General features: G+C 42.5%; 27 protein-coding genes. 10 read left to right on the top strand and 17 right to left on the bottom strand.

Going from position 1 to position 18,786, the window contains the following annotated elements; all coding sequences use genetic code 11:
• Window positions 1-117: 117 nt before the first annotated feature.
• The 3 genes from MOB01S_RS10250 to MOB01S_RS10240 form a co-directional block, all read right to left on the bottom strand.
• Window positions 118-330: a hypothetical protein gene (locus MOB01S_RS10250; protein ID WP_066804905.1), complete on the bottom strand. Its 213-nt coding sequence runs from the start codon at window positions 328-330 to the stop codon at window positions 118-120.
• A gap of 78 nt (window positions 331-408) precedes the next feature.
• Entirely contained in the window at window positions 409-795 is a 387-nt protein-coding gene (locus MOB01S_RS10245; RefSeq protein ID WP_066804903.1) for a cell division protein ZapA, read from the bottom strand.
• 22 nt (window positions 796-817) lie between these two features.
• Entirely contained in the window at window positions 818-1,180 is a 363-nt protein-coding gene (locus tag MOB01S_RS10240; protein ID WP_066804900.1) for a hypothetical protein, read from the bottom strand.
• 168 nt (window positions 1,181-1,348) lie between these two features.
• On the opposite strand from MOB01S_RS10240, the gene MOB01S_RS10235 reads away from it, so the two are divergent.
• Window positions 1,349-1,981 carry a UPF0149 family protein gene (locus tag MOB01S_RS10235; RefSeq protein WP_157073973.1) on the top strand — a complete coding sequence of 211 codons (633 nt, stop codon included), beginning with the start codon at window positions 1,349-1,351 and terminating at the stop codon, window positions 1,979-1,981.
• A 23-nt stretch (window positions 1,982-2,004) separates the two neighbouring features.
• Here MOB01S_RS10235 and MOB01S_RS10230 read toward each other — a convergent pair whose 3' ends face one another.
• Both MOB01S_RS10230 and miaB read right to left on the bottom strand, forming a co-directional pair.
• The gene (locus MOB01S_RS10230; protein ID WP_066804889.1) at window positions 2,005-3,288 is read right to left on the bottom strand and encodes an AAA family ATPase; all 1,284 of its coding nucleotides are present in this window, start codon (window positions 3,286-3,288) and stop codon (window positions 2,005-2,007) included.
• Between the two features lie 22 nt (window positions 3,289-3,310).
• The gene (miaB, locus tag MOB01S_RS10225) at window positions 3,311-4,780 is read right to left on the bottom strand and encodes a tRNA (N6-isopentenyl adenosine(37)-C2)-methylthiotransferase MiaB (protein ID WP_066804886.1); all 1,470 of its coding nucleotides are present in this window, start codon (window positions 4,778-4,780) and stop codon (window positions 3,311-3,313) included.
• Between the two features lie 175 nt (window positions 4,781-4,955).
• Here miaB and coaBC point away from each other — a divergent pair, with 175 nt between their 5' ends.
• Genes coaBC through MOB01S_RS10205 form a run of 4 tightly spaced genes read left to right on the top strand, consistent with a single transcriptional unit; the run spans window position 4,956 to window position 8,075 of the window.
• Window positions 4,956-6,179 carry a bifunctional phosphopantothenoylcysteine decarboxylase/phosphopantothenate--cysteine ligase CoaBC gene (coaBC, locus tag MOB01S_RS10220; protein WP_066804883.1) on the top strand — a complete coding sequence of 408 codons (1,224 nt, stop codon included), beginning with the start codon at window positions 4,956-4,958 and terminating at the stop codon, window positions 6,177-6,179.
• Window positions 6,169-6,912 carry an SGNH/GDSL hydrolase family protein gene (locus tag MOB01S_RS10215; RefSeq protein ID WP_066804879.1) on the top strand — a complete coding sequence of 248 codons (744 nt, stop codon included), beginning with the start codon at window positions 6,169-6,171 and terminating at the stop codon, window positions 6,910-6,912. The genes coaBC and MOB01S_RS10215 overlap by 11 nt, the downstream gene beginning before the upstream one ends.
• A gap of 18 nt (window positions 6,913-6,930) precedes the next feature.
• The gene (locus MOB01S_RS10210; protein ID WP_066804876.1) at window positions 6,931-7,284 is read left to right on the top strand and encodes a hypothetical protein; all 354 of its coding nucleotides are present in this window, start codon (window positions 6,931-6,933) and stop codon (window positions 7,282-7,284) included.
• Between the two features lie 35 nt (window positions 7,285-7,319).
• On the top strand, window positions 7,320-8,075 hold the full coding sequence (locus MOB01S_RS10205) for a sulfite exporter TauE/SafE family protein (protein WP_066804873.1): 756 nt from the start codon (window positions 7,320-7,322) through the stop codon (window positions 8,073-8,075).
• Between the two features lie 11 nt (window positions 8,076-8,086).
• On the opposite strand, the gene MOB01S_RS10200 is transcribed toward MOB01S_RS10205, so the two are convergent.
• The gene (locus MOB01S_RS10200) at window positions 8,087-8,605 is read right to left on the bottom strand and encodes a DUF805 domain-containing protein (RefSeq protein ID WP_066804870.1); all 519 of its coding nucleotides are present in this window, start codon (window positions 8,603-8,605) and stop codon (window positions 8,087-8,089) included.
• Between the two features lie 343 nt (window positions 8,606-8,948).
• On the opposite strand from MOB01S_RS10200, the gene MOB01S_RS12425 reads away from it, so the two are divergent.
• Entirely contained in the window at window positions 8,949-9,122 is a 174-nt protein-coding gene (locus MOB01S_RS12425; RefSeq protein WP_169798144.1) for a hypothetical protein, read from the top strand.
• Here MOB01S_RS12425 and MOB01S_RS10195 read toward each other — a convergent pair.
• Together MOB01S_RS10195 and smpB are read right to left on the bottom strand one after the other, a co-directional pair.
• Window positions 9,109-9,690 carry an L-threonylcarbamoyladenylate synthase gene (locus MOB01S_RS10195; protein ID WP_066804867.1) on the bottom strand — a complete coding sequence of 194 codons (582 nt, stop codon included), beginning with the start codon at window positions 9,688-9,690 and terminating at the stop codon, window positions 9,109-9,111. The genes MOB01S_RS12425 and MOB01S_RS10195 overlap by 14 nt on opposite strands.
• Window positions 9,690-10,166: an SsrA-binding protein SmpB gene (smpB, locus tag MOB01S_RS10190; RefSeq protein ID WP_066804863.1), complete on the bottom strand. Its 477-nt coding sequence runs from the start codon at window positions 10,164-10,166 to the stop codon at window positions 9,690-9,692. Before smpB ends, MOB01S_RS10195 begins: the two co-directional genes overlap by 1 nt.
• A gap of 123 nt (window positions 10,167-10,289) precedes the next feature.
• Between smpB and nfsA the strand changes: the two genes are divergently transcribed.
• Window positions 10,290-11,072, top strand: coding sequence for an oxygen-insensitive NADPH nitroreductase (gene nfsA, locus MOB01S_RS10185; protein WP_066804860.1), 783 nt, complete (start codon window positions 10,290-10,292; stop codon window positions 11,070-11,072).
• 52 nt (window positions 11,073-11,124) lie between these two features.
• On the opposite strand, the gene lysM is transcribed toward nfsA, so the two are convergent.
• The 6 genes from lysM to MOB01S_RS10155 form a co-directional block, all read right to left on the bottom strand.
• The gene (gene lysM, locus MOB01S_RS10180) at window positions 11,125-11,619 is read right to left on the bottom strand and encodes a peptidoglycan-binding protein LysM (protein ID WP_066804857.1); all 495 of its coding nucleotides are present in this window, start codon (window positions 11,617-11,619) and stop codon (window positions 11,125-11,127) included.
• Between the two features lie 157 nt (window positions 11,620-11,776).
• Window positions 11,777-12,010, bottom strand: coding sequence for an acyl carrier protein (gene acpP, locus MOB01S_RS10175; protein WP_066804852.1), 234 nt, complete (start codon window positions 12,008-12,010; stop codon window positions 11,777-11,779).
• A 153-nt stretch (window positions 12,011-12,163) separates the two neighbouring features.
• Window positions 12,164-12,898 carry a 3-oxoacyl-ACP reductase FabG gene (fabG, locus tag MOB01S_RS10170; RefSeq protein WP_245640037.1) on the bottom strand — a complete coding sequence of 245 codons (735 nt, stop codon included), beginning with the start codon at window positions 12,896-12,898 and terminating at the stop codon, window positions 12,164-12,166.
• Window positions 12,882-13,832 carry an ACP S-malonyltransferase gene (gene fabD, locus MOB01S_RS10165; RefSeq protein ID WP_066804846.1) on the bottom strand — a complete coding sequence of 317 codons (951 nt, stop codon included), beginning with the start codon at window positions 13,830-13,832 and terminating at the stop codon, window positions 12,882-12,884. Before fabD ends, fabG begins: the two co-directional genes overlap by 17 nt.
• A 383-nt stretch (window positions 13,833-14,215) precedes the next feature.
• Window positions 14,216-14,401 carry a 50S ribosomal protein L32 gene (rpmF, locus tag MOB01S_RS10160; RefSeq protein WP_066804843.1) on the bottom strand — a complete coding sequence of 62 codons (186 nt, stop codon included), beginning with the start codon at window positions 14,399-14,401 and terminating at the stop codon, window positions 14,216-14,218.
• A 198-nt stretch (window positions 14,402-14,599) separates the two neighbouring features.
• Window positions 14,600-15,148 carry a YceD family protein gene (locus MOB01S_RS10155; RefSeq protein WP_066804840.1) on the bottom strand — a complete coding sequence of 183 codons (549 nt, stop codon included), beginning with the start codon at window positions 15,146-15,148 and terminating at the stop codon, window positions 14,600-14,602.
• Between the two features lie 99 nt (window positions 15,149-15,247).
• Here MOB01S_RS10155 and MOB01S_RS10150 point away from each other — a divergent pair, with 99 nt between their 5' ends.
• Both MOB01S_RS10150 and MOB01S_RS10145 read left to right on the top strand, forming a co-directional pair.
• Window positions 15,248-15,928: an elongation factor P hydroxylase gene (locus MOB01S_RS10150; RefSeq protein ID WP_066804837.1), complete on the top strand. Its 681-nt coding sequence runs from the start codon at window positions 15,248-15,250 to the stop codon at window positions 15,926-15,928.
• A gap of 3 nt (window positions 15,929-15,931) precedes the next feature.
• Entirely contained in the window at window positions 15,932-16,480 is a 549-nt protein-coding gene (locus tag MOB01S_RS10145; protein WP_066804835.1) for a Sua5/YciO/YrdC/YwlC family protein, read from the top strand.
• Window positions 16,481-16,581: 101 nt separating this feature from the next.
• Here the strand turns inward: MOB01S_RS10145 and MOB01S_RS10140 are convergent, their stop codons facing one another.
• Window positions 16,582-17,004, bottom strand: coding sequence for an MAPEG family protein (locus MOB01S_RS10140; protein WP_066804833.1), 423 nt, complete (start codon window positions 17,002-17,004; stop codon window positions 16,582-16,584).
• A 1-nt stretch (window position 17,005) separates the two neighbouring features.
• On the bottom strand, window positions 17,006-17,416 hold the full coding sequence (locus MOB01S_RS10135) for an OsmC family protein (RefSeq protein ID WP_066804907.1): 411 nt from the start codon (window positions 17,414-17,416) through the stop codon (window positions 17,006-17,008).
• 271 nt (window positions 17,417-17,687) lie between these two features.
• Here MOB01S_RS10135 and MOB01S_RS10130 point away from each other — a divergent pair, with 271 nt between their 5' ends.
• Window positions 17,688-18,179 (top strand): RNA pyrophosphohydrolase, encoded by a 492-nt coding sequence (locus tag MOB01S_RS10130; protein WP_066804831.1) that lies wholly within the window; start codon window positions 17,688-17,690, stop codon window positions 18,177-18,179.
• 75 nt (window positions 18,180-18,254) lie between these two features.
• Here MOB01S_RS10130 and MOB01S_RS10125 read toward each other — a convergent pair whose 3' ends face one another.
• Complete coding sequence (locus MOB01S_RS10125; protein WP_066804829.1) at window positions 18,255-18,515, bottom strand: type B 50S ribosomal protein L31; 261 nt, start codon at window positions 18,513-18,515, stop codon at window positions 18,255-18,257.
• Between the last annotated feature and the right edge of the window lie 271 nt (window positions 18,516-18,786).

The following is an 18,786-nucleotide window of genomic DNA, read 5'->3' as shown; positions in this document are numbered from 1 at the left end:
GTTTTTAAAAGTTGTACTTCACGATAGGATGTGATGGTTCGTTCAAGCCTATCACGTTCGATGGCTTCCGCTTGGCTGTTTGGCTTGGTTGCTAAAATTGCCTGAATTTTAGAATAATCAACCATCAATTTTTCCGTATTTTAGAAAATTATCAATCACTTTGGCGATTTCTTCTTCGTGGGTGCTTTCGCCTTTTTCAATACGTTCAAACCCTGCAATCAGTATAGGGTTGGTGCTTTTTACCACATCCTCGCTAAATTCTAGGGCGGTGGAAGCCATCGCACTTATGGTGGTTTTGCTCAGTTGGGTGTTTGGGGGTAGTGTTAACATGGCATTCCTATGATGATGTTTTTATCAAAACACAAAAATGGCACGGTAAACCCTGCCATTTTTTATTTTAATGAGACATTACAGCACCGAACGTGCATCTTTAATCATTTTGTCAATCAATGTCTTAGCACGTTCTTTTTCAATAACATAATGCTGTTTGTCATCACGCAAGGTTTGGACTTGGTCATACAGTTCAAGGCAGGTTAATACGAGCAACTCTTCGTTGTTGGGGTTTTTGCCTTTGATGTTGTGGCGAATCTCACGGATTTTGTCATTGATGAATTTGGCGGCATTTTCTAAATTTTGGACTTCGTCCGCAGGACAAACAATGCGGTGCGGTGTTCCAGAAATGCTAATATCTACTGCTTTGGCGATACTTTTGGGTGTGTCAGTCATGGTAGGGGTGCTTTGGGGAGCTTTACTGGTGTTGTTGGGATTGGATTTTAGGGCTGTTTGGATATTCATGGATTTTCCTTAATTGTTGTGATTATATGGTTTGGTTGTCAATTTTGGTAAGCCACTCTTGAATGATTTCTGCACGGCTGATTGCCAACTCATTTTTCTCGGTAAGCTCTTGATTTTTCTCGGTCAGTTCTTTGTTTTGTTGGTATAAATTATCAATTTGGGTGTTGAGCAGTTCTTTGGTTTTGGTAAGCTCATCAAGCTCACGATTGAGGCTTGAATTGTGTGCAGTTAGTCTGTCAACTTGCTCTTGCAATTCGCTGATTTGGCGAGGTGCATCATCGTGTGCCAATTTATGTTTTAAATTGACAAGCTCGGTGGCGGTTACGTTGTAGCGAGCTTTTAGCTCTAAAATTGTTTGTTCAAGTAGCTGTAATTGATCGATCATGAGTGCGTCCTATACAAAAGTTAGGCAATAATGCAAAATTGTACCATATTATCATGTTTTAGACAATTTTTGGTTAATTTTTCAAAAAATTGTATAAAAATTCATGACTGGCTTGATTTTTTGGGTGGTTGGTGTCATTTACAGACAAATTTTTAGCCAAGAGATTGAGTGATGAGTGATTATTTGTCAGGTTTTGATGATTGGGTAGAGGCTTTTACAGATTGGACTGATGTGTCTATTAGTGAGCTGCATGGTCTAATGACTGCTTTGATGATAGCGTGTCAGCCTACTGATGTTGAGGGTTGGGCGTTGTTGCTTGATGAATTGAGTTTTGCCAGACCTAGTGATAAAGCATTACAGATTTTGACCGAGTATGCCCAAGATGTCAGCTTTGCCCTAAAAGACAAAGATGATGCCTATGCTTATGAACCGCTTTTGCCTGATGATGAACATGAGCTGTCAGAGCGGTTTTTGGCGTTAAAAGATTGGGCGGGGGGCTTTATTACTGGGCTTGGTGTGGCAGAAATTACGCTGTCTGATGATGAGCGTGAGCAAATCGCCGACCTTGCCAAAATTGCCAGTATTCGCCCCAACGAAAATGAGGAGTTTGACGGTGATGAAGAAGAGTATTTGTATTTGTTTGAATTTGTGCGTATGATTCCTGTGGGATTATTTCGTAAAAATCGCAAAAATATCAAAGAGTTATCTATCATCAAGGGCTTGGCAATGGGGCGACTAACTGCCCAAGAAAGCCAAAAATCCTTACCCCCTGTGTTTGATGCGATGGGCGTTAGACAGTAATTTGGTTGCACCCATAAGTATCCTCACCACAAGCCTTCCCATTCATCGTCTTGTGGTGCGTGTTTTTGAAAACTTTCAAAACCATCTTGGGTGATGACATAATGTGAACCTGCCCATTCTGGTGCTTCAAACAAGATGTCATTGATTTGGGGTAGGTCATAAAATGCTTGATAAAGCCCACGCACGCCAAATTTGTCAATGGCTTCTTTGTTGTTTTTTATCAACTCATCAAACACGTCAGGGGCAATGTCCACCGTACAATTCAAAAGTGCCAGCCGATTTTGTAAGGTGGTGAAAGGTGATGTTGGGCTATTTAGTAAAATATCTATCATCTGATGATGATTCATATCATCTAGGGCGATGATTTTGCCAATACGTCCTGCCAGTTCATCAGGTAAGCCAAAATCGGTCAGTTTAAGTTGGTTATCTGGCGTATCTTGTAAAGTTTTTTCACCCATAAAGCCGATGGGCATTTTTTCTCTTTTTTGGTGAATGTTAAAACTACCACCCAAAACAAACAACATACGACTGCTATCAATACCATGACCATCTTTGACAGGAAAAGGGGTTGTGCCTTCAATAATGGTCAAAATCTCCGTCATGAGTGATAAATGGTATGTCCCCAATTGTTCATCACCACTGATAAAAAGCTTGTCAAATTCATCAAAAAATACTACCGAATGCTCAGCATACACTTTGCTGTCGTTGCTGTGTTGTAGCAGGTTTGCTCCAATATCTGCCAGCGTTACGCCTTTGTAGCCTGCATTGCTGATGGTGGGGGTGTTGATGGCGATAAAATTTAAATCAAACATTTTGCACAGTTGTTTTATCATGTGCGTTTTGCCAGAGCCTGTTTTACCTGTCAAAAAAATCGGTGCGTTGGTGATGGGGGCTTTTGAGCGAAATTTGGGCTGATAGTTTGGGTCTAGTTTTTTAAGCTCCTCCTCGTTGATTTTATCCAATTTTTCCAAAAATGCTTCATCAAAACCCAATGCCTTTGAGAGTTGTTCAAAATGGATAGAATCAAGGCGATGTTTGCGGTTTCTTTGGCTTTGCAGATGATAATAAAATACGGTGGATAATTCACGCAGGGCGAAAGGTTGGTGCAAGATGACTTTACTGGCATCAGTAAAAATCTGTCTGGGCGTGGGTATGGGTGCGTCAGACGGTTGGAGTGCCTCTTTTGGTGGGGTGTTGTGTATCTCTTGAATGACTTCGTCCAAATCCAGCACCACCTCATTATCATCAGAGTCTGGTGGTGTCTGGGTTTGGACATTGGTGTCGTCTGTACTTTTTGGGGTATCCACTTTCTATCCTTGTAATCGTGTTTTACCCTAAGATTTCTACCACTTCACCCTCCACAAGGTGCATACTGATGGCATTGGTAATGTGCACCATGACCATTTTGCCAAGCAATTCATCACCACCCTTAAAAATCACCGAACGGGTATTGTCGGCTGTACCATGTAGATAGCCTTCACGACGATTGGCACGCTCTTCTACCAAAACTTTGAGGGTTTGCCCAACCATCGCTCGTGTTTTGGCAAAAGTGGACTCTTTGATGAGTTCTTGGAATGTGGCAAGACGGTCTTTTTTGGTCTCAAAACTCACGTTATCAGGCAACTCGGATGCTGGCGTGCCGGGGCGTTTTGAGTAGATGAAACTGTACGAGTGGTCAAAATCTAGTTCTTTGGCAAGATTAAAGGTATCTAAAAAATCTTGCTCTGTTTCGTTTGGAAAACCAATGATAAAATCACCAGACAAATGCAAATCAGGGCGAATGGCACGCAGTTTGTTGATTTGATTGATGTATATGTCAATGGTGTGATTGCGTTTCATGGCTTGTAAAATGGCATTTGAGCCAGACTGGACGGGCAAATGCAGATGTGAGACAAGCTGTGGTATGTGTTTGTAGGCTTCTATGATATCATCAGTAAACTCTAAGGGGTGGCTTGTGGTGTAGCGAATACGCTCCACGCCATCAATGTGTGATACATAGTATAAAAGTTCACTAAAACGGCAAATGGTGCCATCATCTTTTAATCCACGATAGCCATTGACGTTTTGACCCAAAAGGTTAATCTCACGCACGCCTTGACTGGCTAGGCTATCAATCTCTGCCAAAACATCATCAAGTGGGCGAGACAACTCCTCACCACGAGTATAAGGCACAACACAAAATGAGCAATATTTTGAGCAACCTTCCATGATAGAAACAAAAGCCTTGTAGCCCTCTACCTTAGGCTCTGGCAAAAAATCAAATTTTTCAATACTAGGAAATGAAACATCTACCACACCAATGCGGTTTTTGTTTTTATTTTTGGGGTTGTCTTCAAAAACAGATTTGGCTTTTTGGGAATTGTTGTACAGTTCAGGCAGACGGTGCAAAGTTTGGGGTCCAAACACCATGTCCACATAGGGCGCTCTTTTTTGGATATTGTCGCCTTCTTGGGAGGCAACACAGCCTCCCACACCGATGACTAGATTTGGGTTCTTTTCTTTGAGTTTACGCCAGCGACCAAGCTCACTAAATACCTTTTCTTGGGCTTTTTCACGAATGGAACAGGTGTTCATGATGAGTACATCGGCTTCATTGATGTCGGTGGTAACTACCATGCCATGACTATCGCCCAGTACATCACCCATTTTTTGGCTATCGTATTCGTTCATTTGACAGCCTTGCGTGGCGATAAAGACTTTTTTGGGTTTGGTGGAGGTGTTTGGGTTGGGCTGGCTAATGATGTGTGAGGTGAGTTGGTTTTTTTGCAAATCTTTGGGATTGAAAGTTTGAGCGGTCATGGTTTTCTCCAAGGGCTTGATGGTTATAAAATCTGCCATTATATCATAGATTTGTTTAGATTTTTGAAAATGTATTCACAAATCAATAGCATGGCAAAAATCATCTCAACGACAAAGGTTTAAAATTTCGCCATTTTCCCTTATAATACCCCATTTATCTTTTGAAAATCCTACCATGACTTCCAAAAATATCCTGCTTGCCCTAACTGGCGGTATTGCCTGTTATAAATCCGCCATTTTGGCACGCCTGTTAATCAAGGCAGGGCATAGCGTGCGAGTGATGATGACGGACGGGGCGTGCCAGTTTATCACGCCTTTGACCTTGCAAGCCTTGACAGGTAACGAAGTGCATACCAAACTGCTTGATGAGCAAGCCGAAAGGGGTATGGGGCATATACAGCTTGCTAAGTGGGCGGACTTGGTGGTGGTTGCCCCAGCTTCTGCCAACACCATTGGCAAATTGGCAAATGGTTTGGCGGATAATCTTGTAACCACTGTTATTGTTGCCACCACCGCCCCTGTGTGGGTCTATCCTGCGATGAATCAGGCGATGTGGGGCAATGCCATTGTGCAAGACAATCTTAACAAACTTGCCCAATTTGGCTTTAACATCATAAGCCCTGATAGCGGTGAACAGGCGTGCGGTGATGTTGGTATGGGGCGATTGCCAGAGCCTGAGGCGATTTGTGAGCAGATTTTGAGCTTTTTTGAGTGCCAAACCACCGCCCAAACTTTGGCAGGCAAAACGGTGGTCATCACCGCAGGGGCAACCCTTGAACCCATTGACCCTGTTCGCTATTTGTCCAATCATTCCACAGGCAAAATGGGCTATGCCTTGGCAAGGGCGTGTGTGAGTGCAGGGGCGAAGGTTGTCATCATCGCAGGCGAAAAGGTGAGTTTGCCCACACCGCTTGGGGTACAAAAAATTACCATCGGCACGGCTGATGAGATGTTAGGGGCGTGCCTGCAAGCGTGCCAAAGGGCGGATATTTTTATCGCCACCGCTGCCGTGGCGGATTTTAAGGTGGCAAACATCGCCCCTCAAAAACTCAAAAAAACGGCTGACAATGATGGCTTGACCTTAGAGCTTGTCAAAAACCCTGATGTCTTGGCAACGATTGCCAAAACTTATCCGCACCTTTTGACCGTTGGCTTTGCGGCTGAAACCCAAGATATTGAAAATTATGCCAAAGGCAAACTCATTGCCAAAAATTTGGATATGATTGCAGTCAATGATGTGTCGGATAAGACGATTGGCTTTGGCAGTGATGACAATGCGATGAGCGTGTTTTTTGCTCAAAAATATGGGAAAGATAAAGTGGACTTGGCAAAAATGAGTAAGGATAAGATTGCGAAGGGATTGGTGGGGTGTATTGAGAGGTTGTTAAATGGCGATTGAGTTATTTGGTCGCAGGCGTGATTATCTGCTTGCTTTGATTTATTATGCCCAAGCCAAAAGGGTTGCCAAAACCGTCCTAAGATTGCCAGAGCCTGACGGCGTGCGAGCAGGGCGGTTTGGTGATGATGGGCGTGGCATATCGCTTGCGATTTTTGGCGACAGTGCCGCCGCTGGCGTGGGTGTGGATAGCCAAGATGATGCACCGTTTGGACAGATTGGTTGGGGTCTTGCCGAGCAAGGTTTTGGTATCAATGTTGAACTACACGCCACCAGTGGGCATACCAGTTTTGATTTGCTCTATCGCCTATATGTGATGGGGGCGTGTCGCTTTGATGTGGCGATTATCAGTATTGGGGTGAATGATGTCGTCAAAGCCAGCTCCAATAAGGCGTGGACGGATAATCTGCACGCCATCATCACGCTCCTAAAACGCAAATTTGGCGTGTCTCATATTTTGTTTTTAAGCCTACCGCCAATGCACCTAGCTCCCAGTTTGCCCACGCCCTTAAATGGCTTAATCGGACGGCGAGCGATGGCACTTGATGCGATGTTGGCACAGATTTGCCAAGCCCATCAAGGCGTGCATTATGTCAAAGATGAATTTGATAAAGCCAAACTTGACCGTCAAGCGATGTTTGCCAAAGATGGCTTTCACCCAAGCAAGCTGACCTATCAAGTGTGGGCGGATACTTTGGTGGGGTGTGTGGCAAAACTGTATTCTAATGAGTGCTAAAATATCAAGGCATAAAGAATGAATGACAATGCCAATATAGATTTTAAAAAAGACTATAAGCGTTTGGTGGAATTGCCATTAATGGTGATTTCTATTATTTACTTTATTGTGCTGATGGTATTTAGAGAATCGGTTGGTAATTTTTTAAGAGCAAATGGCGAATTTCCTTTTGTTGTTATTTTGCCATTTGCTTTTATTGCGTTTGTTGTTATTATTCATTTTATCAGTCAAAAATTGATGATTAATTTTTGTCTTAAACAACAATTTTCACGCCAGCAATTAGACCGTTATCACCACTTTGCCAAAATTATCCACGCCATTGCAATGATAACGATGATGGCGTGGTTATTTGTGGTGAATTTTTTTAGATAGTGATTTTAGATGATTTGGACTTTAAAAGGACTTTTATGAAATTTGAACTTTGGCTCATTCCTTTATTTCTTATCGCAAGTCTATTGCACGGTATTGCAGGGATGGGCTTTCCCTTGATTACCATTGGGGCGTTGTCTGGCGTGTATGGGCTGACCAATGCCGTTGTCCTTGTCCTTGTGCCAACCGCCGTTTTAAACTTAATGGCGTGGGTGGGTGGTACAGGCGGTGTTTGGCACAATACCACTTTTTATCTAAAAAAATATCTCCCCCTTGTCATCGTTTCCATTCTTGGCAGTGCGTTGGGGGCGTATCTTTTGCTGGTGGTCAATGCCAGTTATCTTATGCTTGCTTTATCGCTTGTGGTGCTATGGTATGCCACAAGTAGCCTACTGGGCAAAAAAATCACCCTGCCTGATACCACGCTATCCTTAGTGGTGATTGGCTTTATCGCAGGGGTGGTGGGCGGTGCAACCAATGCAATGTCATCTGTGCTTTTGATGTATCTTTTGTCAATGACTGATGATAAAACGGTGATTATCAAGGTGGGCAATTTGTGTTATTTTGTCAATAAAATCGTACAAGCCATTGTTTTAAAAGAAGTTTTATTGCAAGTACCCACCCAAACTTGGACGATGATAATCGGGCTAACGGTCTTGTCGGTGCTTGGCATTATCATTGGGGCAAGGCTTGGCAAACGCTTGCCGTCCGCTCATTTTCGCACACTGATTCTATGGGTTTTGGTGGGGCTTGGGATTAAGGTGGGTTGGCAGGGCGTGATTGGGCTTGGCTAGGTTAAGATAAATTAACCTGCCGAACCAAATAAGTAAATCAAAAATTCACTTTTGGAGATATCAAAAAACGACATCATGACGATAAAGGACAATACAAGGCAAACAAAGATGATATCAACCACACCATACAAGGACGGCGAGCCATAATCATTCACACCTTCATCACCTTTGGCAAATATCAAATACAAAAAGAACACGAAGTTTAAAAACGGCACAAAGTACAACACCGCCCACCACCTTGAACGCCCCAAATCAGTCAGCCTTCTTGCCATGGGTGTCAAAACACCATAAAGCATGATTGGCGTGCCAAGCATGGTAATGATTGTTGATGTAATGCCAAATGCTTCCACCAATCCCAATAATAAGATAAAAAACACAACCAAAATGCACGCCCAAATCCCATTATATGCCAAAAACCTCACTCGTCCAATCCGTCCTGTGGGCTTATAAAATGGGGTGGTGTCATATTCAAAGTAGTCATAATCATCATCAAGATTTGATTGTGGGGCGGTGTAGGGATTGTGATTCATTTTTTTTACCAAGGTTTTTGTGTTATCTTAACATATTTTATAAAAAAATTACCACCCAACAAACTTAAAATCCACGACAAATTGTGGGAGAGAATTGCAATTTGACCCTGTAACAATCAAATAGTTATGCAAAGTTGAGAATGATATATAAAATAGAAATAGTTTACCCCCACTCTTAACTTTAATAATAAATTGACTTTTATATAGAGTTGGGTAAAACGAGCGATGATGAAACAATTGATTTGCCAGTGATAAATCAAAAGAAAAAGCATTTGAATTATATAAATTTACCATTCACGGCTATTGGGTTGAGGCTTTTTTATTTGAGAGTGGCACGTTAGCTGTGAAGTTGGTAACTTTTAATCATGATTTGGTGGCTTTATTAAAACAATGGCGAAATGAAGTGGGTGGCAAGTATGATGGCAAATATAAATCTTGGCAATATTGGCAGCCGTTTTCTAAAACGATATTAAAGCGATTACAAGAATTGCATGATTTGGGCGTTAAATCCGAATGACACCGCCCCCCACCGCACACCTAATTTGGCTAGGTTTGTCAAACCCGAGTGTTTTGCCGTCCAAAAACATCACATTGCCACTCCCAAAGTAGCTCATGGCAGTATATAAATCATGGGCAGGGGGTAGGGCGGTGGGGTTACAACTGGTGGATACCAAAAATCCATAAGGATTATCATCGTCCACGAGTGAGGCACATAGCTTGGCAATGGCGGGGTGGTTGATGACTCTGATGGCAAGACTATCGTGAGAGCCTGTAAGCCACATGGGGATTTTTGTACCATTGGGGATGGGAAAAAGCCAAGTTGTTGCTTGTTTGGTGGTATGGAGGTGTTGCCAAGTAGCAACAATCTCGGCTTGGCGGTCGGTGGGCAGTGCTTGTAAAAAGGGTGAAATCCGCTCTACCTTGTCTGTTAAAACAATCAAGCCTTTGTCAATAGGGCGGTTTTTTATGGATAATAAATCCATGACTGCCTTTTCACAAAAGGCATCACAGCCGATTCCCCATACTGTTTCGGTGGGATAAGCGATAAGTTTTCCCTGTTTTAGTTGATGGGCAATATCATTCATCAGCGTAAATCCGCCTTAAAGCCTCGTTTTTTGTCCATTTGCCAATCACGCTCTTTTAGGGTGGCTCGTTTGTCGTGGAGTTTTTTGCCTTTGGCAAGAGCAATCTCACACTTGACTCGGCTCCCCTTCCAGTAGCACGACAGTGGCACGACTGCATAGCCTTTTTGATTGACCATACCAAAGAGTTTGTCAATCTCACGGCGATTGAGCAGAAGTTTGCGTGTGCGAATATTGTCGGGATTGATGTGGGTGGAGCTGGTCAAGAGGGGCTGAATGTGTCCACCGAACAAAAACGCCTCACCCCCCTTAAAAATCACATAAGCGTCCGTGATTGCCATTTTGCCTGCTCTGATGGACTTGACTTCCCAGCCCTCCAACGCCATGCCTGCCTCAAAAGTTTCTTCAATGAAGTATTCATGACGGGCTTTTTTGTTGGCACAGATTTGATTTGAGGATTTTTTTACTTTTTTTGACATGAACGTTTCCAATACTTTTTTAAGGTGAATGCTTTCATTATAAAAGATTTAATCAATAAAAACAAATTTGCCTTTATCGCCAAAGATTGATAAGATGAACACATTTTTTAAAAGGAGCAATCTATGCTAAACAGCAAACCCACCCTAGAAACCCTACTCAACCACCGTTCGGTGCGTAAATACACAGGTGAGCCCATCAGCGATGAAATGCTTAGTGCCATTTTTGAGGCAGGACGAGCGGTATCAACATCAAGCTATCTACAAGCGGTGAGCGTCATTCGTGTTGTTGATAAAACCAAACGAACCTCCCTACGCCAAATCTCCTGCGACATGACGGCAGAGGAATATGACAAGGCACTATCCGAGGGCAAACGCTTGGGGCATGGCTATGTGGAGAGCTGTGCTGAATATTTGGTGTTTTGTATGGACGCACATCGCCACCATCAGCTTGCCGATGTCAATACTGACTGGACGGAGGTTACACTCATCGGAGCGATTGATGTGGCTCTGATGGCTCAAAACATGCTGGCAGCAGCAGAGAGCTTGGGGTTAGGTGGTGTGTACATCGGTTCACTGCGTAACGACATCAGACGAGCTGGTGAGGTGTTGGGCTTGCCTAAACATGTCGTGCCACTGTTTGGGCTATGTTTGGGACACCCTGACTGGGAAGCCAAAATCAACCAATCACAACGTCCACGCCTGCCCCTCAATGTCATCGTCTCTACTGACACTTACCAAATCCCAAGCGATGAAACCCTATCAGCTTATAATGAGGAAGTTAAAGCCTATTATGCCTCTCGTGGCTTGGATTTGGATTGGAAGGCTCAAATTGGTGAGACCTTTGGTGGTGAGGTGCGTCCGTTTGTGCTTGATTATCTACAATCACAAGGCTTTGCCAAGCGTTGATTTAAACATAAAAAAAGACAAGTTCATACTTGTCTTTTTTTTATTGTGTTAATTAGGCAGGAATACGTAGCACTTGACCGACATAGATTTTGTCAGGGTGGCTAAGTAGTGGACGGTTTGCTTCAAAGATTTTGTTGTATTCATTGGCATTGCCATACATTTCTTTGGCGATTTTGGATAGAGTGTCGCCTGATTTGACAGTATAAAAACGAGATTCTGGTTCAGGCTCCGCTACTGTCATGTTGTCTTCTACTTGGGCGACATACTGTACGTTACCTGCTGCCAAAATTGCTTTTTCACGCTCCGCTTGGCTTTTGGCAACACCCGACAATACCACCGTGTCAGTATTGGCATTATAATTAACCTTTAAGCTGTCAATTTGGGCATTGGCTTGTACACGAGCAAGCAAAAGATTGGCAATCTCTTGGGCGGTTGGCTCGGCAGGCGTGGTTGGAGCGGTGGGTGCGGTTGTGGCTGGGGCTTCGTCTTTTTTGTCACGGTTAAAGATTTTGTCGCCGATGTCTTTGGCAAAACTAAAAATGCCCATAATTATGTTCCTATAAATAAAAAGATAACTCATCTTAATACAATACTCATGGTTCGTCTAGGAGGTTTTTGGGTGAGTTTTGTAAAAGATGAATGTAATTTTGTAACTATTTGATAGATTACCGTAAAAAAATCTCCCAGTTGGGAGATTTTGCTGATTATAGCTTGGCACTGATGTAATCAATTGCCTTTTGAACGGTGGTGATTTCAGCAGAATCTTCATCAGGAATGCTGATGCCAAATTCATTTTCAAATGCCATAACAAGCTCAACCAAGTCTAGTGAGTCTGCACCCAAATCGTCCATGAAAGACGCACCGTTGTTAATGGTGTCGGCAGAAACGCCCAGTTGTTCGGCAACGGCTGATTTTACTTTTGCTTCAATATCACTCATGATATACTCCAAAAAGAATAAGATAAATAAAACAGACAAATTAATCAAATAAATTTGTCAGGCTTGTGTGTATGATAAAACATTTTTACAATTTGTGCAAGTGCCATAAGTACGTTTGTTCACGTTGTTATTTTTATGGCACTTACCTCATCATCACATGTGCATACCGCCATTGACTGCCAACACTTCGCCAGTGATATAGCTTGCGTCATCGCTTGCCAAAAAGGCGACAGCAGCGGCAACTTCGTGTGGTTGCCCCATGCGACCAACTGGCACAGCATCAAGCATCGAGCTGATAAGACGTTCGTCCAGCTCATCAGTCATGTCAGTTTCAATAAAACCGGGGGCGACACAGTTTACCGTAACGCCACGAGAGCCGATTTCACGAGCCAATGAGCGAGTAAAACCCTCAACACCTGCCTTAGAAGCTGCGTAATTGGTCTGTCCTGCATTACCCATTTGACCGACCACAGATGTGATATTGATGATACGCCCAAAACGAGCCTTCATCATGCCACGTACGGCACGGCGAGATGTGCGATAAATGGCGGTGAGGTTGGTGTCAATCACGCTTGCCCAGTCCTCATCTTTCATACGCATGAGCAAGCCATCTTTGGTGATGCCAGCGTTATTGATAAGCACATTGACACTGCCATAAACGCTATCAATCTCTTCAAAGAGTTTATCAATGGCTTCATCATCACACACATCAAGTACACGCCCAATGCCTCCTGACTCGCCAAGATACTCTTCAATGGCTTCTGCCCCTTTTTCGCTGGTGGCAGTACCGATGACAAAATGACCATCATTAGCAAATCGCTCAGCAATCGCTCGCCCTATGCCACGACTGGCTCCTGTTACCAAAACAATCTTACGACTCATGTAAATTCTCCAATTTTTCTAAACGTGCCAATTTGTCGGTGGGTAGGGCAGTGATGGGGGTTTCTTGGCGTTTGGCAAGGTTGGATAGCACATTACCAGGCCCGCATTCTATCACCAACTCAATCTGCTTATCTGCCAGCTCCTGCATGGTTTTTGTCCACTGGACAGGCATAGACAACTGCTCAATCAAAGCAGTTTTGATGTCGTTTGTGGACTTGTGAATCTCAGCATGGCGGTTTTGAATGGTAGGAATTTGGGCTTGATGAAAGGTGGTTTGAGCCAAAAGCTCTGCCAATTTGTCGCTGGCAGGCTTCATCAAGGCACAATGAGAGGGGACGGAGACTTTAAGGGGGACAGCTTTTTTGCCCAACGCTTCTACCGCTTCTAGCACGTGTGTTACACCTACTTGTGTGCCTGCGATGACGACTTGGGCAGGGCTGTTGAAATTGGCGGTATCTACAATGCCTGCGTTTTCGGTAGCGTCTTCGCACAGGCTTGCCACTTGTTCATCTTCTAAGCCAAGCACAGCCGCCATTTGTGTATCCATACCCATCACAGCATCCGTCATGAGCTTGCCACGTTCGTGAACAAGACAAACTGCATCTGCCAAACTTAGCACGCCACTTGCCACAAGTGCTGAGTATTCGCCCAAAGAATGCCCTGCCAGATATGCAGGCTTGATGTCTTGGTGTGCCAATATGGGCGTGATGATACGCCAAATGGCAATGCTGGCAGTCAGTAGGGCAGGTTGAGTATATTTGGTGTCGTGCAAGCGAGTCTCATCGTGGGTAATCTCCCACAAATCCACACCTAAGGCAGTACTTGCTTCATCAAAAGTTGTTCTTACCACGTCAAATTGTTCGGCAAGTTCATCCATCATGCCAATAGTTTGTGAGCCTTGTCCGGGAAAAATCACTGCCACACGTTTTATTTGTGTCATAATTCACCATGTTTGATTGAAATATCTCTATTTTATCATAAAAATAGAACATCTGTTTACAAAATAACTGATTATTTACAAACAAATTTTTTATAAAAATTGGGGTATGTCCACCTTTTATATTTACAATTAAAAATAAGATAAATCGTACGTTTTTTTAGAAAAAACGCAGGCTGATAGCAACTCTATCGGACGAGTTTTGATGCTTCAAAAACAAGATTTAACCATTTTAACGTAAAAACACTACATTTATATCTAAATTATCGCCAAACATAAATAGTGTGATAAAGGGTGGGTGTCCTAGCTCATTGTAAAAAATTTGTTTGTAAAAAAGCCAAGCTCATACGATGATGGAACTTGGCTTTTGTGTCAAGCTAAAACGATTAGGCTTCTACTGCTTTAACTTTAAAAAGTTGGCGACCACGATAAAAACCATCTTTGGTGGCGTGGTGGCGGATGTGTTTCTCACCAGTGGTAGAGTCAATGCTTAAAGTGGCAACGCTGATACGGTCGTGAGAACGACGCATATCACGGCGTGAACGGCTTTTGCGGTTTTGTTGAACTGCCATGATAGCTCCTAAAATATAAGTATGGCAACTATTTGCCAAATCTAAATGAAAATGGGTATCTGTGGCGGTAGCATCATTTCGCCTAACAAATCAGTGCAGATACATTAAACGCCTTATTATACCCAAAATTTTTAGATTTTTAAAGAGAAAGTTGGTGATTTTTGTAAAAAGTTTGTTGAGAGAGTATCTATTTTGGTTTTACAATTTGCCTCTCAACTGTTCTAGCATGGCAAATGGGTTTTCTTTTGGGGTATTTGGTACTTCGCCAACACTGTCGGTGAGTAGCTCGCAGTCGCTATGGCGTGGAGCAAGTGGTATGGCAAGTAGCAACTCATCTTCTAGCAAATCAGCAACAGGGAGCATTTTTCTGCTGTCAGGTTCACAAATCTCATCAATCAAAACATAATCAGCATCAGGCTCTATGGCGTGTAGGTATCTGATTTTGTCTTCGTTTTCTAAAATTGCCAAACGATAATGGTTGGAGATATTGATTGCCATAGGAGTAAGGCAACGTTGGCATGGCATAAGTAGTGTCGCCTCAATTTGGTAGTTGAGCCAAAGTAATCCATTTTTATTAATAAGGGCAAAAGATATGTCCAATGTATCATCACCCAAACTGTCAATTTCGTCCGCCAGACGCTCAAACTGGGTGATAGGAACAATGCCTTGCCATTCAAAGCCGACATCTGACCATTTATCAAGGGCGATTTCGGTGGGCATGGCGGTAGGTTGGGAAAAATTTGTCATGATGATAGTGTGATGATTTTTTGGTTATTATTTCATAAATTTTGTCAAAATTCACGCAAAATTTTGGGGTTGTGTTATAATTTTTGATTTGAGATTAAGATGGTTGATTTTAAAACGTTGGGATTATCCAAACAAACGCACCTTTGGCAAGCCTTTTATGACGATGAAAAAATTAAACACCATGTTGATGATGTGTGTCAATTTGATGAGTATTATCATACCTTAAAGCAGGCGTGGCAAACTCTTGGCGATGATGAAAAAAACCAAACCGATTGGCTTATTGTTCTGTTTGATTACCTTTATCAAAACAGCCCTATGCCAACGGTGTTGGTGCGTGGTGAAGGTGAGCCTGAGTATTTTGCTAGTAGAGATGGCAAACCTGCTCGTATTGAGTTTGCTCATGGTTTTTTTCAAAGTGCCTTACACGAGATTAGTCATTGGTGTGTGGCAGGAAATCAACGCCGAGAACTTGATGATTTTGGTTATTGGTACTGTCCTGATGGGCGAGACGAGGCAACCCAACGTCAATTTGAACAAGTAGAAATCAAGCCCCAAGCGATAGAATGTCTATTATCGCTTGCATTGGGGCGGTATTTTTATGTATCGGCGGACAATCTTGATGCTAATTTTGACACCTCAAACAGCACCTTTGCCCAAGATGTCTACACCAAAGCCTATGATTATCTGACCAATCCACACGCATTGCCCAAAGATGCCAAGCGGTTGATTTGGGTGTTTTTGGACATAAATACTCGTCATAACAACACCAATCAAGGATAAAGCATGAAAACCCTATACATACACCCTGACAACCCCCAAGCTCGCCTGATGAATGATGTGGTATCTGCTTTGCAATCAGGTGAGCCTGTCATTATCCCCACCGAAAATGGTTACCGTTTTGCTTTTGGTATGAATGCCAAAGATGCGTTTGAAACGGTCAAAAGATTGGGGGTAAGCGAGTCAGATTTGGTGCTTATTTGTCAAAATATCAGCGAATTATCCAGTGTGGCGGTGGTTGATAATGTAGCTTTTACTACCCTCAAATCCGATTTTTTGCCCCAAAATGTCTTTATCTTAGAACCCACCAAAGCAATCAATAAAAAAATCATCACCAAAAAGTCTCTAAATTTTAGCACATCCGCCACTCCTGTGATGACAATGTTATTGCAAATGTTGGGCGAGCCTATTTTTATTGCACCACTTGTGTATCAAGGCGAACGAGCAATTTGGCATTATGAGATTGCTGATAACTTTGAGACCCAAGTGGCAGTTTTTGTGGACGTGGGTGTGGTTGATGACATGACGGTCAATGTGGTGGATTTGGTGGATTAACAATTGATGAAGGTGGATTGACCCAGTTTAATGGTATCTACATCGTTTATGAGTATGCGCCACAACATCAACGTTTGACCAATGTTTAATCATGGTATCATTTACAACATTTTTATGGAAAAATAAAAAAGTTGCAAACAGCACATCAGCGACAATCCCCAAATTACCGAGCGAAACATTGCCAAATCATAAGCATACGCCACACCAAAAATCACACGTAGCAACACATAAAACCATGCCAAAAAGTTGATGATATTTTGGGGAACAAAGCAGTACATCGCCAACAGCACCGCCCCAATAAATATTGGTAAACTCTCAAAACTGTTGGCTTGTGCGGCATTTAGGCGAGCAGAGAGTCCTGTGGTTTTTGCCAAAAAGTCTCTGGGGTGATGGTTGTCTGTTTTAAAATCAAATCCGCCCACTTTTTTTGACAAAATGGCGAACACATAAGGCAGCAAACACGCCACAACCACCGCCATGACGGCGTATTTGATGTCTGGTGGTATTAAATTTACAAGGCTCATGTCATGCACCCGTGATGTGATAGTCGTGAGTGATGTTCACGCCACCGTCCGCAAGCATTTTGGAGGCAGAGCAGTATTTGGTGGCGGACAGTTCAATGGCTTTGGCAACTTGGCTTTCTTTGATGTCTATGCCCTCTACGATAAAATGTAAATGAATGTCAGTAAACACTGCAGGTACACTGTCGGCACGTTTAGCAGACACTTCACAACGCACATCGCTGACGTTTTGGCGAGATTTTTGAAGAATGCTCACCACATCATAACTGGCACACGCCCCAAGTCCCATAAGGATAAGCTCCATAGGTCTTGCCCCAAGCTCTTGCTTGGAGTCTATGGTAATTGTATGTCCAGAACCACTTTTTGCTTCAAAGTTAATCACATCATTTTTTAGCCATGACACTTGGGCGGTCATGTCGGCATTGGTAATGGTCATGAGTTTTTCCAAAAAAATAAAAATTAAATGCGTGTTTTTGTGGATTTTTCAAGTAAAAAATCATTTTTGGTGCAAAAATGATGATTTTTATTTCTATATAATTGCTATTTTGTAAATAATTTTATTAAAACTTAACAAACTCTAATTATTTTGAAATAACACTACCTTTTTTATCAAAAGTTTGGTTTAATAGGCGTAATTTTTTCATCTTAAATCAAGATGATTTATTTTATAAATTAAAGAGTAAACTATGATTGATGCAGACGGCTTTCGTGCCAATGTCGGTATCATCTTGGCAAACACACAGGGGCAAGTTTTGCTTGCCAAACGCATTGGTAGCGATAGCTGGCAATTTCCACAAGGTGGCATTGATGTGGGCGAAACGCCCATTGATGCGATGTATCGTGAGTTGTATGAAGAGGTTGGGCTGTATCCACATCATGTGGAGGTGTTGGCGAGTACGCATGAATGGTTGCGGTATCGCCTACCCAGACGTTATGTGCGTTATGATGAAAATCCTGTGTGTATTGGGCAAAAACAAAAGTGGTTTTTGCTCCGCCTTGATGAAAAAAACACCGATTTTATTCGTTTTGATGTGGCAACTCCTGAATTTGATGATTGGGCGTGGGTGAGTTACTGGTATCCTTTGGGGCAGGTTGTACCGTTCAAACGGGGTGTATATCAACGTGCCTTGTTGGAATTGGCAAGTTATGTGCCGTTGATACCAAAGCTAAGAATGTAGAAAAGAGGGGATTTACCCCTCTTTTTAACTTTACAAAAAACCGCCCAAACAAGGTGGTTTTTTTGTGTATGGCACTTATTTTTTGCCACGATTGGCGAATGCACCAAAACGTTTGTTGAAGCTAGCAACACGACCTTCGTTGGTGGCTTGACGTTGCTCACCAGTATAGAAAGGGTGAGAAGCACTTGAAATATCAAGTGGGTAGTATGGGTATTCTACACCTTCGTACTCACGAGTGGTTTTGGTAGCGATGGTAGAGCGAGTTAGGAAGTACACATCTGCATTGGTGTCGTGGAACAATACTTCACGATAATTTGGGTGAATGTCTTTACGCATAAGAAAAATCCAATAAACCTAAGCACTAATAAAAAGGCATTTTCAAGAATCATCTTGCCAACCATAGCCACATCATCATCAACCAACTTTGACATGATATACCATGAAGTCGTTTATTAGCCAACCTAAGTGGGAAATAAAAACCTCATTTTAGCTTAATTTTAGATATTTTTCAAGGTTAAAGTTAAAGTTTTGTTGATGATGAATTATGATAAAAATGATGAAATTTTTGTTATAGTCAATGATAATATGAAAACCCCCAAATTAATAA

The sequence above is a fragment of the Moraxella oblonga NBRC 102422 genome (genome assembly GCF_001598275.1).
Classification (GTDB): Bacteria; Pseudomonadota; Gammaproteobacteria; order Pseudomonadales; family Moraxellaceae; genus Moraxella; species Moraxella oblonga.
The sequence above is the reverse complement of the archived record's forward strand: the minus strand, read 5'-3'. Positions and strand labels throughout refer to the sequence as shown.

Coding starts and splice junctions, on each gene's coding strand:
- MOB01S_RS10250 (WP_066804905.1), bottom strand. CDS start 330: ATGTTAACACTACCCCCAAACACCCAACTGAGCAAAACCACCATAAGT.
- MOB01S_RS10245 (WP_066804903.1), bottom strand. CDS start 795: ATGAATATCCAAACAGCCCTAAAATCCAATCCCAACAACACCAGTAAA.
- MOB01S_RS10240 (WP_066804900.1), bottom strand. CDS start 1,180: ATGATCGATCAATTACAGCTACTTGAACAAACAATTTTAGAGCTAAAA.
- miaB (WP_066804886.1), bottom strand. CDS start 4,780: ATGACCGCTCAAACTTTCAATCCCAAAGATTTGCAAAAAAACCAACTC.
- coaBC (WP_066804883.1), top strand. CDS start 4,956: ATGACTTCCAAAAATATCCTGCTTGCCCTAACTGGCGGTATTGCCTGT.
- MOB01S_RS10215 (WP_066804879.1), top strand. CDS start 6,169: ATGGCGATTGAGTTATTTGGTCGCAGGCGTGATTATCTGCTTGCTTTG.
- MOB01S_RS10210 (WP_066804876.1), top strand. CDS start 6,931: ATGAATGACAATGCCAATATAGATTTTAAAAAAGACTATAAGCGTTTG.
- MOB01S_RS10205 (WP_066804873.1), top strand. CDS start 7,320: ATGAAATTTGAACTTTGGCTCATTCCTTTATTTCTTATCGCAAGTCTA.
- MOB01S_RS10200 (WP_066804870.1), bottom strand. CDS start 8,605: ATGAATCACAATCCCTACACCGCCCCACAATCAAATCTTGATGATGAT.
- MOB01S_RS10195 (WP_066804867.1), bottom strand. CDS start 9,690: ATGAATGATATTGCCCATCAACTAAAACAGGGAAAACTTATCGCTTAT.
- smpB (WP_066804863.1), bottom strand. CDS start 10,166: ATGTCAAAAAAAGTAAAAAAATCCTCAAATCAAATCTGTGCCAACAAA.
- nfsA (WP_066804860.1), top strand. CDS start 10,290: ATGCTAAACAGCAAACCCACCCTAGAAACCCTACTCAACCACCGTTCG.
- lysM (WP_066804857.1), bottom strand. CDS start 11,619: ATGGGCATTTTTAGTTTTGCCAAAGACATCGGCGACAAAATCTTTAAC.
- acpP (WP_066804852.1), bottom strand. CDS start 12,010: ATGAGTGATATTGAAGCAAAAGTAAAATCAGCCGTTGCCGAACAACTG.
- fabD (WP_066804846.1), bottom strand. CDS start 13,832: ATGACACAAATAAAACGTGTGGCAGTGATTTTTCCCGGACAAGGCTCA.
- rpmF (WP_066804843.1), bottom strand. CDS start 14,401: ATGGCAGTTCAACAAAACCGCAAAAGCCGTTCACGCCGTGATATGCGT.
- MOB01S_RS10155 (WP_066804840.1), bottom strand. CDS start 15,148: ATGACAAATTTTTCCCAACCTACCGCCATGCCCACCGAAATCGCCCTT.
- MOB01S_RS10150 (WP_066804837.1), top strand. CDS start 15,248: ATGGTTGATTTTAAAACGTTGGGATTATCCAAACAAACGCACCTTTGG.
- MOB01S_RS10145 (WP_066804835.1), top strand. CDS start 15,932: ATGAAAACCCTATACATACACCCTGACAACCCCCAAGCTCGCCTGATG.
- MOB01S_RS10140 (WP_066804833.1), bottom strand. CDS start 17,004: ATGAGCCTTGTAAATTTAATACCACCAGACATCAAATACGCCGTCATG.
- MOB01S_RS10135 (WP_066804907.1), bottom strand. CDS start 17,416: ATGACCGCCCAAGTGTCATGGCTAAAAAATGATGTGATTAACTTTGAA.
- MOB01S_RS10130 (WP_066804831.1), top strand. CDS start 17,688: ATGATTGATGCAGACGGCTTTCGTGCCAATGTCGGTATCATCTTGGCA.
- MOB01S_RS10125 (WP_066804829.1), bottom strand. CDS start 18,515: ATGCGTAAAGACATTCACCCAAATTATCGTGAAGTATTGTTCCACGAC.